Consider the following 15,408-nt stretch of genomic DNA (forward strand, 5'->3'; position numbering starts at 1 on the left):
GTCTTGCCGTGGTCAACGTGCCCAATCGTGCCAATGTTGACGTGCGGCTTATTACGCTCAAACTTTTCCTTTGCCATTCCTCAGGCGCCCTTTTGTGCTTTGGGGGACCCTTGGTCCCGTGGTTACATCTGCGCGCGCGAGATATTGGGTTCAAAGGAGAAAATCAAGCACATCCTGCGGGAAATGCCGTTCTTTAAGCCGGATTTTGCGTTGCTTCACCTGAATCGAGTGGCTGGATCAGTTCGGGACGCCGGTCGAACCAACCGTTTTCCAAATGTTCCTCGGCCAACCATTCTTCGACTCGGTCCGCAACTTTCAGAGCCAGCCCGCTCATTTGCTCTTGTTTCGTCCGTTCATGACCCGACCCTTTCAGGGCACTGCCGCCGGTTGTGTCTTCCAGCACCTGGAATTGCTTACCTTTGGCAAGAAACTCTTTCTTGTTCACGTCATAAACGTTGACCAGAACAATCGCAGTGCTCTTGGGGTTGTAGATCACCGGAATTCCGGGAGGGGCCAGCATGTAGCCCTCGAGGCTGATGCCGATGTCGTATTCCTGAGCGCCCGTATAGCGCCCAAGGCGGATGTCCAACGCGTTTTGAATGGCAGCAGTCCATTCGTCGGGCGTCGCATCCCGGCTTACCGGCCCCTGCACCGCCTTATCGGCAAAGGCATAGTTTACCCGCAACTTGAATTCGCCCAGCGACTCAGGCTCTTCGTAAACCTGCGTTTGGGTGCAGGCGCCCATCAGGGCCAATCCGGTGATCAGTGTCAAAATGCGCAACATATCTCGTCTCGATAGGCCTGTTTTTCTTTGATCTAACGCACCGATACGGCTTGTGCCAAGCCGTATCGGCATAAATCCTCTGTGACCGGGCCTGATCAGGAGAATTTAAAATCACGCGGGAAGCCGTATGGCGGCTTTTTCCCGACGCTGGCACGCTTGGCCAGCCATTGCGAAAGATCTGCCTCGTGCCGGGTCTTGTCGCCACCCATGGACCATTTCAGGCCCTCTTCCCAGTTGAAGGTGGTGATATCTGACAGCCCGCCGTCCAATTCCAGCGTCCCCTGCCGCCCGCGCGCCATATTGTATTTCTGCAGGCGAACGCCCTTGCCGCGGGTCATTTCAGGCAGTTCCTCGGTCGGGAAGACCAGAAACTTGCCGTTCTGAGAAACCACTGCAACGTGGTCACCTTCGATCGCCTTACAGATAATCGCTGTTTCGTCGCCTTTGACGTTCAGCACCTGTTTGCCGTTTCGGGTCTGTGCCAGCACGTCATCCTCGGGCACGGTGAAGCCGTTACCCGCATCCGAGGCCACCAGCAGCTTGCGCCCCGGTTTGTGGATCAGGATGTCGATTATCTGCGCCTCATTCGGCAGGTCGACCATCAGGCGCAGCGGCTCGCCCATACCCCGACCGCCGGGCAGATTCGCGGCACTGATGGTATAGAATCGACCGTTCGAGGCAAAGATCAGCAGCCGATCGGTGGTTTCCGCATGGAAGATAAACCGTGGCCCATCGCCATCCTTGAATTTCAACTCGCGGTTCAGGTCGATATGGCCGGTCATGGCGCGAATCCAGCCCATCTGAGAGCAGACAACCGTGATCGGTTCGCGGTCGATCATCGCCTCAAGCGGGACCTCTTCGACCTGACCGGCTTCGGCAAACTGGGTGCGCCGCGCTCCGCCCTCATAGTCCTTGCCGAAGGTTTTCTTGGTCTCTTTCAGTTGCTCGGCGATGCTGGCCCATTGCAGGCTTTCGTCGGCTAGCAGATCTTCGAGATTGGCACGTTCCAACATCAGCTCATCGCGTTCGCGAACCAGCTCCATCTCTTCCAGACGGCGCAAGCTGCGCAGACGCATGTTGAGAATTGCGTCGACCTGGACCTCGGACAGCTCGCCCTCGCCCGGTTTGGGCGAGACATAGTCGGCCTCATTGGTGGCGCGGACATGGTCGATGCCCCAGTCTTCGCGCATCAGCGCAGCCTTGGGGTCATCGTCATAGCGGATAATGTCGATCACGCGGTCAAGATTCAGGAAGGCAATGATAAAGCCCTCCAACACCTCCAGCCGATGGTCGATCTTGCCCAGACGGTGGCGCGACCGGCGCAGCAGAACCTCTTGCCGATGATCAAGGAAGGCACGAAGCACTTCTTTCATCGAGCAGACTTTGGGCGTCACCCCGTCGATCAGCACGTTCATGTTCAGGCTGAACCGCACCTCAAGGTCTGAGTTACGATAAAGCATGCCCATCAGCACCTCGGGGTCCACGTTCTTGGAACGCGGCTCAAGGATCAGGCGAATGTCATCTGCGGATTCGTCACGAACGTCGCCAAGGATCGGGATTTTCTTGGTCTGAATCAGCTCGGCGATCTTTTCGATCAGCTTCGATTTCTGAACCTGATAGGGAATTTCGGTGACGACGATCTGCCACTGACCGCGGCCCAGATCCTCGACCTCGAACTTACAGCGCAGGCGGAATGACCCGCGCCCGGTGCGATAGGCCTGCGCGATATTCGCAGGCGGTTCAACGATTACGCCACCGGTTGGGAAATCCGGTCCGGGCACGTAGTTCAGAAGCGTATCGTCGCGCGCATCCGGCGTCTTGATCAGATGCAAACAGGCGTCACACAGTTCCGAGATGTTATGTGGCGGGATATTCGTCGCCATGCCCACCGCAATACCGCTGGAACCATTGGCCAGCAGATTCGGAAATTGCGCGGGCAGAACCACCGGTTCGGTCAGCGTGCCGTCATAGTTGTCACGGAAATCGACAGCATCCTCGTTCAGACCCTCAAGCAGAGCCTCGGCCACGATGGTCATCCGAGCCTCGGTATAACGAGAGGCCGCCGGGTTATCGCCGTCGATATTGCCGAAATTCCCCTGCCCGTCGACCAGCGGATAGCGCACATTAAAATCCTGCGCCAAACGCGCCATCGCGTCATAAATCGCGGCATCGCCGTGCGGGTGATAGTTGCCCATCACGTCACCAGAGATCTTCGCCGATTTACGGAAGCCACCCGTCGCGCTCAGTCGCAGTTCGCGCATCGCATAGAGGATTCGCCGATGCACCGGCTTCAAACCATCCCGTGCATCGGGCAAGGCCCGGTGCATGATGGTGGACAGCGCATAGGTCAGATAACGTTCACCAATCGCGCGGCGCAGCGGTTCGGCTACTTCGCCCCCGTTTTCGGGGGCCACCATATTGGGGTCGTCGATCGTATCATTCATAGATGATGTGATACGACGCAAGGGCGCGCGGGTAAAGCAAGCAAGACATATTTTACTGGGGACAAGTGGCGCTTTTTGCAACAGGGGGAGGCAACCCCCCGATTTCCCCCGTTTTTCGACTTGGGTCGCGAATTATGCTAGGATGTCTGACATTAGTCTGCTGCCTTTTTTTGTTTTGATTGATCGACCGGGGGATGCGCCATGACGCGCCTGATTGTAATGAGTTTCGCTGCACTTGGCTGGTGCTTTTACGTCATGAGTGGCGGGCCTAATTTCGAGCCGCGCGGTGTGCGATCGGAACAGCCTGTGCGAGTCGCCTCGAAAGCGGCCCCCAAAACCGTAGCACCGTCTCCGGCAAAAGAGCTTGTGACAAATGTCGCTATGCGCTCGCCGGTCGTGCGCGAGCGCCCGATTGATCCCCAGCCAGCAGTCGCAGCGATTGTCGCAGAACCCGCCAGTCTGGACACTTTCAACGCGCTTTCGGTGTTTGACGATCAGACTGCCAGCATCACGCTTGCGTCTCTGGAAGACGGTGTGACTGGCCTGAAGCAAATCACCAAGGACGTGCAGCCTGAACCCGCCGCCCAGCCTGAACCCAGGAAAGATATCCGGGAAATCTCCGGGACCCGCGTGAACATGCGTGACGGCCCTGGAACGATCTACCCGATTGTTGGCAAAGCGCGCATCGGCCAGAAGGTCGAGGTGCTAAGTGACTCGGGCACCGGATGGTTGCGACTGCGCGTGTTGCCGCAGCAACAGGTGGGGTGGATTTCGACCTCTTTGGTCAGAAAAACACCAGACTGACGTGGAGCAATGATTGTTCCCATACTCTGTGCACCCTAGCTTGGGCTGGTTCAGAATCGGGAAAATCATGCAGAAGACCATTTTAATTACTGGCTGCTCATCGGGCATCGGACTGGATGCGGCGCATGGGATGCGCGCGCGGGGTTGGCGCGTGTTTGCCTCGTGCAAACAACAGCGCGATTGCGACCGGTTGCGGGCGCAGGGGTTTGAAAGCCCGCGCATTGATTATACCGACACGGCCAGCATATCCTCGGGTTTGAACGAAGTGTTGGAGGCCACCGGAGGCACCCTGGACGCGCTGTTCAACAATGGCGCACATGGCCTGCCCGGCGCGGTCGAGGACCTGCCGACCGAAGGCCTGCGTCAGATTTTCGAGGCGAACTTCTTTGGCTGGCACGAACTGACCAGGCAGGTCATCCCGATTATGCGCAGTCAAGGACACGGGCGAATCGTTCAGAACTCTTCGGTGCTGGGTCTGGTGGCCTATCCGTGGCGCGGCGCCTATGTGGCCACGAAATATGCAATCGAAGGGCTGACGGATACACTGCGCCTGGAACTGGCTGATACGGGGATCAAGGTCATTTTGATCGAACCCGGCCCGATCACATCTAAAATCCGCGAAAACTCAATCCCGTTCTTCGAGCGGTTCATCAACTGGCAAAACTCGGCCCTGCGCGAGCGTTATGAGTCCTCTTTGTTGAAAAGACTGTATGAATCGTCGGGGCCGGATCGGTTTGAACTGCCCGCATCAGCGGTTACGACCAAGCTGGCCCACGCCGTAGAATCCAAGCGCCCGCGCCCCCGATACTATGTGACAACACCTACATTTATCGCCGGTTGTTTGCGCCGCATCCTGTCGACACGTGCGATTGACCGCATCCTTGCAGGGGTCTGAGGCGAAATAACCCGTTCGCTTTTGGCACGCACGGGGCTAGATGATAGCCCTAGGCAAACAGAAACGCGGACGGTGTACTCATGGACCTAATGATGGTCATTTTGCTTTTGGCCATGGCGGCGGTTGTCGTCGTATTGGCGCTTGGCATCTCGAATTTCGGCAAAAGCGGCAGGGACGCGGCACTGAAAAGCAACAAGTATATGCGCCTGCGTATCCTGTTTCAGTTCATCGCCGTGATTCTGATCGTGCTTTACGTCTGGCTGCGCGGTCAGGGAGGTCAGTAAATGGTCGTATTGAACAAGATTTACACCCGCACCGGTGATGATGGCAAAACCGCACTCGGCAATGGCGAACGCGTCGCCAAATACTCGGGCCGCGTGACCGCTTATGGCACCGTGGACGAGTTGAACGCCTTTGTCGGCGTCGCCCGGACCGAGGCAGATGGGGATGTCGAAGCTGCACTCGCGCGCATTCAGAATGACCTGTTTGATCTGGGCGCAGATTTCTGTCGTCCCGATATGGAAAAGGATGCCGAAGCAGACTATCCGCCTCTGCGCATCGTGCCCTCGCAGATTGACCGGCTCGAGGTTGAAATCGACGCGATGAACGAAGCCTTGGAACCGCTGCGCAGTTTCATCCTGCCCGGTGGCTCGCGTCTTGCGGCACATCTGCATGTATGTCGAACCGTATCTCGCCGGGCCGAACGGCTTGCGGTTGAGCTGACCAACATGGAGCCGGTCAACGAAACCGCAGTCAAGTACCTGAACCGTCTGAGCGACTGGTTCTTCGTCGCAGCCCGTTGTGCCAATGAAAACGGAACCGAAGATGTTCTGTGGGTTCCGGGCGCGAACCGCTGAAAGCGGCGTTGCGTCCAGTGGACGCGGCGGCGACCGGAAGGGCGAAGCCCCGGTCCGACGGGCGGGCGCAAACCGATAGCTTCCTGCCTTTTGGGTGGGTGTGTGGTGCTTGGTCACGTCAAAAATAGCAAAACGCGACGTCCGTTGCAGATGACGTGACGATTTTGCCCTGTTGCCGCCTGAATTGAATCGCTATTCAAGCCCTCATGAACATTGGTGGAGTCGCGACGCGGCTTGCCGTTTTTTGTGAGGAGCTAGCGCAAAATGAAGGTACTCGTGCCTGTCAAACGCGTGATTGACTATAACGTTAAAGTTCGCGTCAAAGCGGATGGCAGCGGTGTCGATCTCGCCAATGTCAAAATGTCGATGAACCCGTTCGACGAAATTTCTGTCGAAGAGGCAATCCGTCTGAAAGAAGCCGGCAAGGCAGACGAAGTCGTCGTTGTTTCTATCGGCGTAAAACAAGCCCAGGAAACACTGCGCACTGCGCTGGCCATGGGCGCGGACCGTGCCATCCTGGTCATTGCTGCAGATGATGTCCACCAGGACATCGAACCCCTGGCCGTTGCCAAGATCCTGGCCAAAGTGGTCGAGGAAGAGCAGCCCGGTATCGTTCTTTGCGGCAAGCAGTCTATCGACAACGACATGAATGCAACTGGTCAGATGTTGTCAGCACTTTTGGGCTGGTCACAAGGCACCTTTGCGTCCGACATCGACATCGACGGCGACAGCGCAAAGATCACTCGCGAAGTCGATGGTGGCATGCAAACCATCAGCGTCAAAATGCCGACAATCGTGACCGTGGACCTGCGCCTGAACGAGCCCCGTTACGCGTCGCTGCCCAATATCATGAAGGCGAAGAAAAAGCCGCTGGACGAGAAAACCGCCGCTGATTACGGCGTCGACGTCTCGCCGCGCCTGGAAGTCGTCAAAACCGAAGAACCACAGGCACGTGCCGCTGGCATCATCGTCGGCTCGGTAGACGAGCTTGTCGCGAAACTCAAAGAAGCGGGGGCTGTGTAATGGCTGTTCTTCTTCTCGCCGAAGTCAACAATGGTGAACTGGCGCTGGACGCAACCGCCAAAGCTGTAAACGCAGCAAAGGCACTGGGTGATGTAACCGTTCTGGCCGCAGGCGGTTCCGCTGCTGCTGCCGGTGAAGCTGCCGCCAAGATCACCGGCGTCTCAAAGGTTCTGGTCGCCGAGGACGAATCGCTGGGCCATCGCCTGGCAGAATCCACTGCTGCGCTGATCGTAGGTCTTGCTGATGGTTATGAGCACATCGTTGCCCCCGCCACCACCGATGCCAAGAACGTTATGCCGCGCGTTGCCGCGCTGCTGGACGTCATGGTCATCTCGGACGCGTCCGGTGTCGTCGACGGCTCGACCTTCGAACGCCCAATCTATGCGGGCAACGCGATCCAGACCGTCAAATCTGTGGACGCCAAAAAAGTCGTCACTTTCCGAACCGCAAGTTTTGATGCTGCGGGCGAAGATGGCTCGGCAGCCGTTGAGACCATCTCGGTCGGCGAGAACCCCGGCCTATCGTCCTGGGTCGAAGACAAGGTAGCTACAAGCGACCGCCCCGAGCTGACTTCGGCTGGCGTTGTTGTGTCGGGTGGCCGTGGTGTCGGTTCTGAAGAGGACTTCAAGCTGATCGAAGGTCTCGCTGACAAGCTGGGGGCCGCAGTTGGCGCATCGCGCGCCGCAGTCGACTCGGGCTATGCTCCGAACGATTGGCAGGTGGGTCAGACCGGCAAGGTTGTTGCCCCGGATCTGTATGTCGCTGTCGGCATCTCGGGTGCGATTCAGCATCTGGCAGGTATGAAAGACTCGAAAATCATCGTGGCGATCAACAAAGACGAAGAAGCGCCGATCTTCCAGGTTGCCGATTACGGTCTGGTCGCCGACCTGTTCCAGGCCGTTCCGGAACTGACCGAGAAACTCGGCTGATCAACGGGCTAGACTTTTCCACGAAGAATCTTGCATTGGGCCCGCCATCGGCGGGCCCTTTTCATTGCAGGTTTCTGATCGGACCGACCAAGGCGTCAGCAATCGACCTGTGTGCCGCAGGACCTATCATATGTTCCGCCATGGGCTGTTGCAGTGTTCCAAACAGCATATCTTCAAGCTCATCGGACTGCCCCGACACGCTGACCGTCACCTCAACGATCTCGGCGCTGAGAGGGCGCAGGGCCTCGATCATCTGTGGCGTGATCCGAATATCAGCACCGTGCTTGGGCTGATCACTTTCTGCCTCACGCAGGACCTGCAAATTCAACAAGACAACAGGCGCTTCAAGCGCCTCAACAAGCCCCCCAATGCGGTCGATCCAATTCCGTCGCAGCTCTTCTGCGATTACCTCGAACCGCGCATCATTGCGGCCCTGCAACAAAATCATCAGGTGATGTACGAAATGGACATCAGCAAAGTCGATCTCGGGATAGAGAGATTTCAGATCCTCTGTCGGAGCCAGAAAACGGTCGTTGCGTCGGGGATGAACCCGGTAGAATCGATTGGACTGCCCCAATATGTCGCTAAGCTGCACCAAGCAGAGCTCTGCTTGGTTCAGTAAACCCCTCAACTCCGTGTCATCGCACAGCGCATCTACGCCGCAAAAAAGACTTCCGAAATTCAGGCATCGTCTGTCCAACCTCTCTTCGAGAACTGCCGCGAATGGCTGCTCGACGAATCGCCCGAATGTTTCGGTCCCACCTGCGCAGGCCACAAATGACGTCTCCAGCGAACGCATTGGCCCACGAAACCACAATCGTGATTCACCGTATTGGCACACGTCATGCTCGAGTCGCCCCGAGCCAGCTTGATGATAGCTCATATCACTCACCCAATTTTCACCCGGATGCCATCTTGCAGCCGCAAGTCTTGAGAATCTCCTAATGTGCGCATTTGAAGCAAAGTCGAACGGTCTGATCCCCTTGCCGCCCGCCCCGATCTGCCGATAGTGTCATCCTACCCCGTGGCACAGAGGCATCAAAAAATGGATGTAAAATCAGTCGGAGTGATTGGCGCAGGCCAAATGGGCAATGGTATCGCCCACGTACTGGCTTTGGCGGAATATGACGTTCTGCTGAACGACGTTAGCCAGGACGCGCTGAACAGCGCCATGGCGACGATTGAAGGAAATATGGCGCGCCAGGCATCGCGCGGAAAAATTTCGGATGAGGAGATGCAATCCGCGCTGAAACGCATCACGACTACAATGGAGCTGCCACAGCTGGGCCAGACTGACCTGGTGATCGAGGCCGCAACCGAGCGTGAGACCGTCAAACAAGCCATTTTCGAAAGTTTGCTGCCACATCTGCAACCGCATACAATCCTGACGTCAAATACGTCATCTATTTCGATCACACGTCTGGCGAGCCGAACAGACCGGCCCGAACGCTTTATGGGTTTTCACTTCATGAACCCAGTTCCGGTGATGCAACTGGTTGAACTGATCCGGGGCATTGCTACGGATCAACCAACATTTGCTGCCTGTAAGGCCGTTGTAGACCGCCTGGGCAAAACCGCCGCCAGCGCCGAAGATTTCCCGGCTTTCATTGTCAACCGCATCCTGATGCCGATGATCAACGAGGCCGTATACACCCTGTATGAAGGCGTGGGGAATGTTCAGTCGATTGACCAATCGATGAAATTGGGCGCAAACCACCCGATGGGACCGCTAGAACTGGCTGACTTTATCGGCCTAGACACTTGTTTGGCCATTATGAACGTGCTGCATGATGGATTGGCCGATACCAAATATCGCCCTTGCCCGCTGTTAACGAAATATGTCGAAGCGGGCTGGCTGGGACGTAAAACGCAGCGTGGTTTTTATGACTATCGGGGCGATGCCCCAGTGCCGACCCGGTAAAGGCCACCGCCCGGAATTCATCCGGGCGCAGCCACGAGATTGTCCTGATCAGGTGAAATTGCAGTTCAGAGCTTGGTTGCCTGCCCCAGACCCAGCGTGTGTTTTCTGAGCCAAGCCATAAAGCCGCGCGGATCTCGTTCCAGCAGCTGCATATCCTCATCCGAGATCGGTTCTCCGATCACCGGGGATTGCGGTTTGTTGCAGGATCGAACGATCTCGTGCAGCAACAAACCCTGGCGCAGAATCGCAGAAAGCTTGTTGGCGATCTGGTAGGCACGCGAATTCCTGCCAGGGAAAAAGATCGGCAGGACCTGCGCGCCGGATCGACGGATCATTTTGGCCGTGAACACGTTCCACTCACGCTCGATCACCGGCCCGAACCAGTCATCCGAAGACATCACGACGCCTGAAGGGAACAAGGCCACAACGCCCCCGTTTTTCAGATGCTCCATCGCATTGCCGCGCATCTCAAGCATCTTGGCCTGTGCCTCGGGATCGTGCGGGAAGGGCACCGGAATCATGAACGACGTCGCCGCCTCGTCCAAACCTGTCAGAACCGAACGGGTCAAGATCCGATAGTCGCTGCGGACCCTGCCGATCAGCTCTGCCAGAATCATGCCGTCGACCATGCCATGGGGATGGTTGGCTACGACGACCACGGGCCCCGTTTTCGGAATACGCGCGATCTGTTCCTCTGGCGTGGTCAGGTCGATGCCCATTATGTTAAGCGCACCTGCCCAGAACCGTTGGCCGCGGAATTGTTCATTCTGCTTCTCGAACTTGTTAACCATACCCAAAATGGTCAACTTACCCGTACACCATTCAATGGTGCGGATCGCTGTTGCAGTCCAAGGGTCGTCGAACGAGTTTGCGTAGGTCAGGGTCTTACGATCATAGATCTCGCCCTGGTCCTTGGTCCCATCCACCACCGGGCCTGTCTTGGTCTCGTGCGTTGTTTCCGCCAATTCCTGGTTATCCCGTTCTTCGTATCACGGCGGGTGCGGTCAGAAACCTTCTCCGAACTTGTCGTTCACCAGAGTCTCCAACGCATCAGCCAACGCCTCAGCATCCGGTCCGGACGTCTCGACGTCAATAGTCGTTCCACGAGACGCTGCCAACATCAAAAGACCCATAATGCTGTCACCGGATGCGGAAAGCCCGTCTTTCGACACCTCGGCCTGAGCGTCGAACCCTTCTACCAACTCGACCAGCTTGGCCGAGGCGCGGGCATGCAGGCCCTTTTCATTGATAATTTTCAAGCTTCGGGTGGTCATTCTTTATCTGTCCGGTTCTCGTCAAACGTCACATTTTGCGCATTGATATACTTACGTCCAGCTTCCATTGCCTGCCGTACGGCTTCGCCAATCGGCAGGTGGCGGGATTTGGCCAGTTTTATCAACATGGGAAGATTTGCGCCGTAAAGGATACGGCGATCCTGCGGCGCGCAGGCACGCAGGCTGAGATTCGACGGGCTTCCGCCAAACAGATCGGTCACGACGACAACACCGTCACCAACATCAACACTGTCGGCGGCCGCACAGATTTCCGATTGCTTCGCTTCGCGATCATGATCGGCCTCGATCGAGATCGCGGCCAGGCCGGGCTGATTGCCGACCACATGCTGCATCGCGGCCAAATATTCTTTGGCCAGCCCACCATGTGCTACGAGTACGATCCCGATCAATCCGGCCTCACATTCAACGATCGTCTTTCCATTTCGCGATGCCTAATTGCCACTTGCTGCCCCCCCTCTGCAAGGGCCTTTGCAACCGCTTCGGCCATTGCAACCGATCTGTGTTGCCCTCCGGTACAGCCAAAGGCCACGGACAGGTAGGCTTTGCCCTCGGCCCGGTAGGCGGGCAACAACAAAGTCAGCAGGTCAACCACCCTTTCGAAGAAAGGCGCATAGTTCGCGTCGGTTTGAATATAGCTCGCCACATCCGAATTGCGACCATCTTCGGCCCGAAGCTCGGGACGCCAGTACGGGTTGGTGAGAAAACGGCAGTCAAAGACCATATCCAATCCGCGAGGCAAACCACGCTTATAGGAAAATGATTCGATGGTTACCGCCAGATGCCGCCCACCCTGAGGTGCAAACCAGCGCTCAACCTCTTCGCGCAGTTGGTGAACATTCAGTGGCGTGGTGTCGATCAACGTATCTGCGAGTTCACGAATTGGGGCCAGCGACTCTTTTTCCTGGCGCACTCCGGTTTCAGGACTCGCATCCGCAGACACCGGGTGACGTCTGCGGGTTTCCGAATACCGGCGCAGAAGGACTTCATCGCTGCAATCGAGATAAAGCGTGGTCAGGTCAACCTGTTCCATCCACCGAAGCTTAGCCAGCAATTCGATGACGCCAATCGTGGAAAAATCGCGGTTGCGTGCATCAATACCCAGCGCCATGGGACGGTCGGTTTTTGGCCCGTCTAATAGACGCAGTAAAAGACCCATGGGAAGGTTGTCGATGGCCTCGAATCCCAGATCCTCTAACACACGGATTGCGGTGGACCGGCCTGCGCCGGATGGGCCGGTGACAAGTACGATGCGTCTTTGGGTCGTCATTGATTGGGCCATTCCGGGTCTGCGCACCCGTTTTTCATCAGTAGCAAGAGCGCTGCTGGTAAACTGGAGACGCCAGCGCCCCGAAGCAAGGGAACAGTTTGCCTCAGGATAAGAATTGAACGGGGTTCTGGCAGGCGCGCGGGTTCTTCTTGCGCCATGTCCACCACAAAGCCAACTGGCACCGGCCCAACAGAGACTGCCCGCAACAGGCCAAGACCTCTTGCCTCGATCAGTCCACCGATATTTGGAGCCGCCTCTGCCAGGGCGAGATTGCCATCCATATACAACCGAACCCGATCGTCCGCGACCAGATCGGCCCCCAACGCCATCATCTGCAAAGACAGCGCTGATTTCCCGGTGCCCGAAGGCCCCACAATCAAAACAGCACGGTCTGCTACCGCGACGCAAGAGGCGTGAACGATAGCAGTATCATGGTGTTCAACAGAGGAGAGTGCGGACGTGCTCACCGCATCAAACCGGCAGGCCCACGACAAATCGCGCGCCTTGAGGGTCTGATGTTATGTCCGCTTCGGTCGGGCGGATATTTTCGGCCCAAATCACCCCGCCATGCGCCTCGACGATCTGCTTGGAAATTGCCAGACCCAACCCCGAATTATTGCCGAAATGCTCGGCTGGTCGCTGGGAATAGAACCGTTTGAACACTTTGGTCAGGGCTTGCTCGGGGATGCCTGGGCCGGTGTCTTCTACAACGACCAGAACCCGATCCTCGCGCCGGCGTACCCACACACGTATGGCATCGCTTTCTTCGCAGAAGGAAATCGCATTGGTGATCAGGTTTACGAACACCTGCGCCAATCGCGCCTCAAGCCCGGTCACGGTGATTGGTTCGGGCGGCAGATCAGTGATGTAATCGATTCCCTTGGCGCGCGCATCCTCGCCCAGATACTGACCGAGGTTTCCGATCAGGTTCAACAAATCAAATGGCTGCTCTTCCTCCTTGACCAGTTCGGCATCCAGGCGCGAGGCGTTCGAAATGTCGCTGACCAGACGATCCAGCCGACGGACATCATGTTCGATCACCCCCATCAGCTTGTCGCGCTGGTCGTCTCTTTTAACCATGCGCAACGTGCCCACAGCGGATTGAAGGCTGGCTAGGGGGTTTTTGATCTCATGCGCCACATCTGCCGCGAATTGTTCGTTTGCATCAATCCGGTTGTACAGCGCGGTAACCATGCCGCGCAAAGCTCGGCTGAGTCGTCCGATTTCGTCCGGTCGCGCGCTCAGATCGGGGATGCGGATGCGGCCCGGGTTGACCCCCGCACCGCGGTCTTTGCCCATCTCGGCGGCGGATGCCAGGTCGGCTAACGGGTTGGCGATGGTCGATGCAAGGACAAGGCTCAATCCGACGGACACCAATAGTGCCACGACGAACATGCGCAGGATCCGCTCTTGATCACGGCGGGCCAATGCGTCGATTTCTCCGGCGGGACCGGCCATGGCAACCGCGCCAACGGGCTTTCCATCCAGTTGGATCGGGGCCGCAGCAACGATAACCGTTTCGCCTGCGTCATCCTGAACCGCCTGAACCTGAATATGCCCGGTCAGCGCCTGTGGAATTATGGCCTGAACGCGTTGGGCCAAGGTTGGCGCTTCGCTGGTTTCATCTTGCTTGAACACTTTGGACAGCCCGGTCCAGACCGCGTTCAAGGCATCACTGATCAGTGTGCTTCCAGTCTGCGCATCAGCTTCTGAGCGCAGCATGACCGGCATCTCTGAGACCGCAGGCGCGCCGCGCGTCCAACCAATCAGCGTCCCACGAGCATCGTAAACAAAGACTTCACCGCCGACCGGCAGGCTGAGACCAGCCAACGTATCTTTGACATCCAGGATGGCCGCGTCGCGGGTAATGCCAGTCACATTCTGTCGCAGCTGGGTTTCAAATACGTTGCTGACCAACTGCGCATCACCAACCAGGTTCCGGGCGGTTTGCTGCACCTGTTCTTCTCGCGAATTATCCAGATATAGCAATCCGGTGACCAGAATCACCAATGCAATCATGTTGAATGTGATGATCTTGCGCGCCAGAGGCGAGCCCCGCAGAGAAAACAGATTGCGGCGGCCGCGTGTGGCCCTGAGTTCGGCGGAATCGTCGCTCTGGGGGATGACCCAGTCATCCCCAAGAACGACGTCACCGTCGCGTAACTCGTTTTCTTGCTCAGTATCGCGCACGAGACCCAGTAACCCCTTAACTTAGGCCACGCTTATTCTTCGTTGTACCGATACCCAATACCATACAACGTTTCGATGGCCGAAAACTCCGGATCAGCAGCGCGCATCTTTTTGCGCAGACGCTTGATGTGGCTGTCGATCGTGCGGTCATCTACATAGACCTGATCGTCATAGGCAACATCCATCAGCTGATCGCGGCTTTTGACAAATCCCGGACGCTGCGCCAAGGCCTGCAGTAGCAAGAACTCGGTCACTGTCAAAGAGACATCCGATCCCTTCCAGCTCACCGCGTGGCGCAAGGGGTCCATCCGCAATTCGCCCCGTTCCATCACCTTGGCGTCGCCTGTGTTGGCAGCCACGGGATCACCCGAGGTCGCTTCCTGACGGCGCAGCAAGGCCCGTATCCGTTCTACCAGCAACCGTTGCGAAAAGGGCTTTTTGACATAATCATCAGCACCCATGCGCAAACCCAGAACTTCGTCGATCTCGTCATCTTTCGAAGTCAGAAAGATCACCGGCATCTGAGTCTTCTGCCGCAGTCGCTGCAGCAAATCCATGCCATCCATACGCGGCATCTTGATATCCAGCACTGCCATATCGGGCAGCTTCTTGTTAAACGCATCCAGAGCAGCCTGCCCGTCGTTATACGTTTCTACCTCGAAACCCTCGGCTTCGAGCGTCATGGATACGGACGTCAGAATGTTCCTGTCGTCATCCACCAGTGCAATCTTTGACATCGGGTTAACCCCTATTCCTGCTCTCATACGAAACAATTCGCTTATTTGTAGGGCATTTTTGTCGTTTTTATGGCCGCGAATCAATCGCCATCTACGAATCGTGCGATTGTTGTCACACACATGCGGCAAAAAAGCCGTTAATGGTCTTCGAAAAGTGTCTGTATTTCCGGCAGAAAAAACATGGTGGCGCTAAACCTGAACTTGGTTGCGCTAACTGCGCCAAACCGTCCTGTTCACGCCCTAAACGACCATGATAAGACCC

The 15,408-nt window shown here is 56.9% G+C and carries 17 protein-coding genes; 7 read left to right on the forward strand and 10 right to left on the reverse strand.

The features are described from left to right. Positions 1-193 precede the first annotated feature (193 nt). Both AC2FLE_RS16505 and AC2FLE_RS16510 read right to left on the reverse strand, forming a co-directional pair. Entirely contained in the window at positions 194-784 is a 591-nt protein-coding gene (locus AC2FLE_RS16505) for a hypothetical protein (RefSeq protein WP_281973483.1), read from the reverse strand. Positions 785-879: 95 nt separating this feature from the next. Beyond that, positions 880-3,228 (reverse strand): DNA topoisomerase IV subunit A, encoded by a 2,349-nt coding sequence (locus tag AC2FLE_RS16510; protein WP_496698403.1) that lies wholly within the window; start codon positions 3,226-3,228, stop codon positions 880-882. A 201-nt stretch (positions 3,229-3,429) separates the two neighbouring features. On the opposite strand from AC2FLE_RS16510, the gene AC2FLE_RS16515 reads away from it, so the two are divergent. The 6 genes from AC2FLE_RS16515 (at position 3,430) to AC2FLE_RS16540 (ending at position 7,736) form a co-directional block, all read left to right on the forward strand. Beyond that, a complete protein-coding gene (locus tag AC2FLE_RS16515; protein ID WP_246097307.1) occupies positions 3,430-4,032 on the forward strand; it encodes an SH3 domain-containing protein in 603 nt (200 codons plus the stop codon). 67 nt (positions 4,033-4,099) lie between these two features. Next, positions 4,100-4,927: an SDR family NAD(P)-dependent oxidoreductase gene (locus AC2FLE_RS16520; RefSeq protein WP_271951289.1), complete on the forward strand. Its 828-nt coding sequence runs from the start codon at positions 4,100-4,102 to the stop codon at positions 4,925-4,927. Between the two features lie 80 nt (positions 4,928-5,007). Continuing rightward, entirely contained in the window at positions 5,008-5,211 is a 204-nt protein-coding gene (locus AC2FLE_RS16525; protein ID WP_142639289.1) for a twin transmembrane helix small protein, read from the forward strand. After that, entirely contained in the window at positions 5,212-5,784 is a 573-nt protein-coding gene (locus tag AC2FLE_RS16530) for a cob(I)yrinic acid a,c-diamide adenosyltransferase (protein WP_281973486.1), read from the forward strand. Positions 5,785-6,048: 264 nt separating this feature from the next. Beyond that, complete coding sequence (locus tag AC2FLE_RS16535; RefSeq protein WP_271951297.1) at positions 6,049-6,807, forward strand: electron transfer flavoprotein subunit beta/FixA family protein; 759 nt, start codon at positions 6,049-6,051, stop codon at positions 6,805-6,807. Continuing rightward, a complete protein-coding gene (locus AC2FLE_RS16540) occupies positions 6,807-7,736 on the forward strand; it encodes an electron transfer flavoprotein subunit alpha/FixB family protein (RefSeq protein ID WP_142639283.1) in 930 nt (309 codons plus the stop codon). The genes AC2FLE_RS16535 and AC2FLE_RS16540 overlap by 1 nt, the downstream gene beginning before the upstream one ends. Before the next feature lie 61 nt (positions 7,737-7,797). Here the strand turns inward: AC2FLE_RS16540 and AC2FLE_RS16545 are convergent, their stop codons facing one another. Beyond that, positions 7,798-8,619 carry a DUF6473 family protein gene (locus tag AC2FLE_RS16545; protein ID WP_496698407.1) on the reverse strand — a complete coding sequence of 274 codons (822 nt, stop codon included), beginning with the start codon at positions 8,617-8,619 and terminating at the stop codon, positions 7,798-7,800. Between the two features lie 162 nt (positions 8,620-8,781). Between AC2FLE_RS16545 and AC2FLE_RS16550 the strand changes: the two genes are divergently transcribed. Then, positions 8,782-9,657 (forward strand): 3-hydroxybutyryl-CoA dehydrogenase, encoded by an 876-nt coding sequence (locus tag AC2FLE_RS16550; RefSeq protein WP_496698409.1) that lies wholly within the window; start codon positions 8,782-8,784, stop codon positions 9,655-9,657. A 65-nt stretch (positions 9,658-9,722) separates the two neighbouring features. Here AC2FLE_RS16550 and AC2FLE_RS16555 read toward each other — a convergent pair whose 3' ends face one another. Genes AC2FLE_RS16555 through AC2FLE_RS16585 form a run of 7 tightly spaced genes read right to left on the reverse strand, consistent with a single transcriptional unit; the run spans position 9,723 to position 15,146 of the window. After that, on the reverse strand, positions 9,723-10,622 hold the full coding sequence (locus tag AC2FLE_RS16555) for a lysophospholipid acyltransferase family protein (RefSeq protein ID WP_271951305.1): 900 nt from the start codon (positions 10,620-10,622) through the stop codon (positions 9,723-9,725). 39 nt (positions 10,623-10,661) lie between these two features. Further along, a complete protein-coding gene (locus AC2FLE_RS16560; RefSeq protein ID WP_142639277.1) occupies positions 10,662-10,931 on the reverse strand; it encodes an HPr family phosphocarrier protein in 270 nt (89 codons plus the stop codon). Further along, positions 10,928-11,341, reverse strand: coding sequence for a PTS sugar transporter subunit IIA (locus AC2FLE_RS16565; RefSeq protein WP_142639275.1), 414 nt, complete (start codon positions 11,339-11,341; stop codon positions 10,928-10,930). The genes AC2FLE_RS16560 and AC2FLE_RS16565 overlap by 4 nt, the downstream gene beginning before the upstream one ends. Further along, positions 11,338-12,219, reverse strand: a complete 882-nt coding sequence (gene rapZ / locus AC2FLE_RS16570; protein ID WP_496698411.1) for an RNase adapter RapZ — start codon at positions 12,217-12,219, stop codon at positions 11,338-11,340. Before rapZ ends, AC2FLE_RS16565 begins: the two co-directional genes overlap by 4 nt. Then, positions 12,216-12,686: an HPr kinase/phosphorylase gene (locus AC2FLE_RS16575; protein ID WP_496698413.1), complete on the reverse strand. Its 471-nt coding sequence runs from the start codon at positions 12,684-12,686 to the stop codon at positions 12,216-12,218. The genes rapZ and AC2FLE_RS16575 overlap by 4 nt, the downstream gene beginning before the upstream one ends. A 4-nt stretch (positions 12,687-12,690) precedes the next feature. Then, positions 12,691-14,409 carry a sensor histidine kinase gene (locus AC2FLE_RS16580; protein ID WP_496698416.1) on the reverse strand — a complete coding sequence of 573 codons (1,719 nt, stop codon included), beginning with the start codon at positions 14,407-14,409 and terminating at the stop codon, positions 12,691-12,693. A 32-nt stretch (positions 14,410-14,441) separates the two neighbouring features. After that, positions 14,442-15,146, reverse strand: coding sequence for a response regulator transcription factor (locus AC2FLE_RS16585; RefSeq protein ID WP_142639269.1), 705 nt, complete (start codon positions 15,144-15,146; stop codon positions 14,442-14,444). Between the last annotated feature and the right edge of the window lie 262 nt (positions 15,147-15,408).

This window comes from Ruegeria sp. CDSA077 (assembly GCF_059612265.1).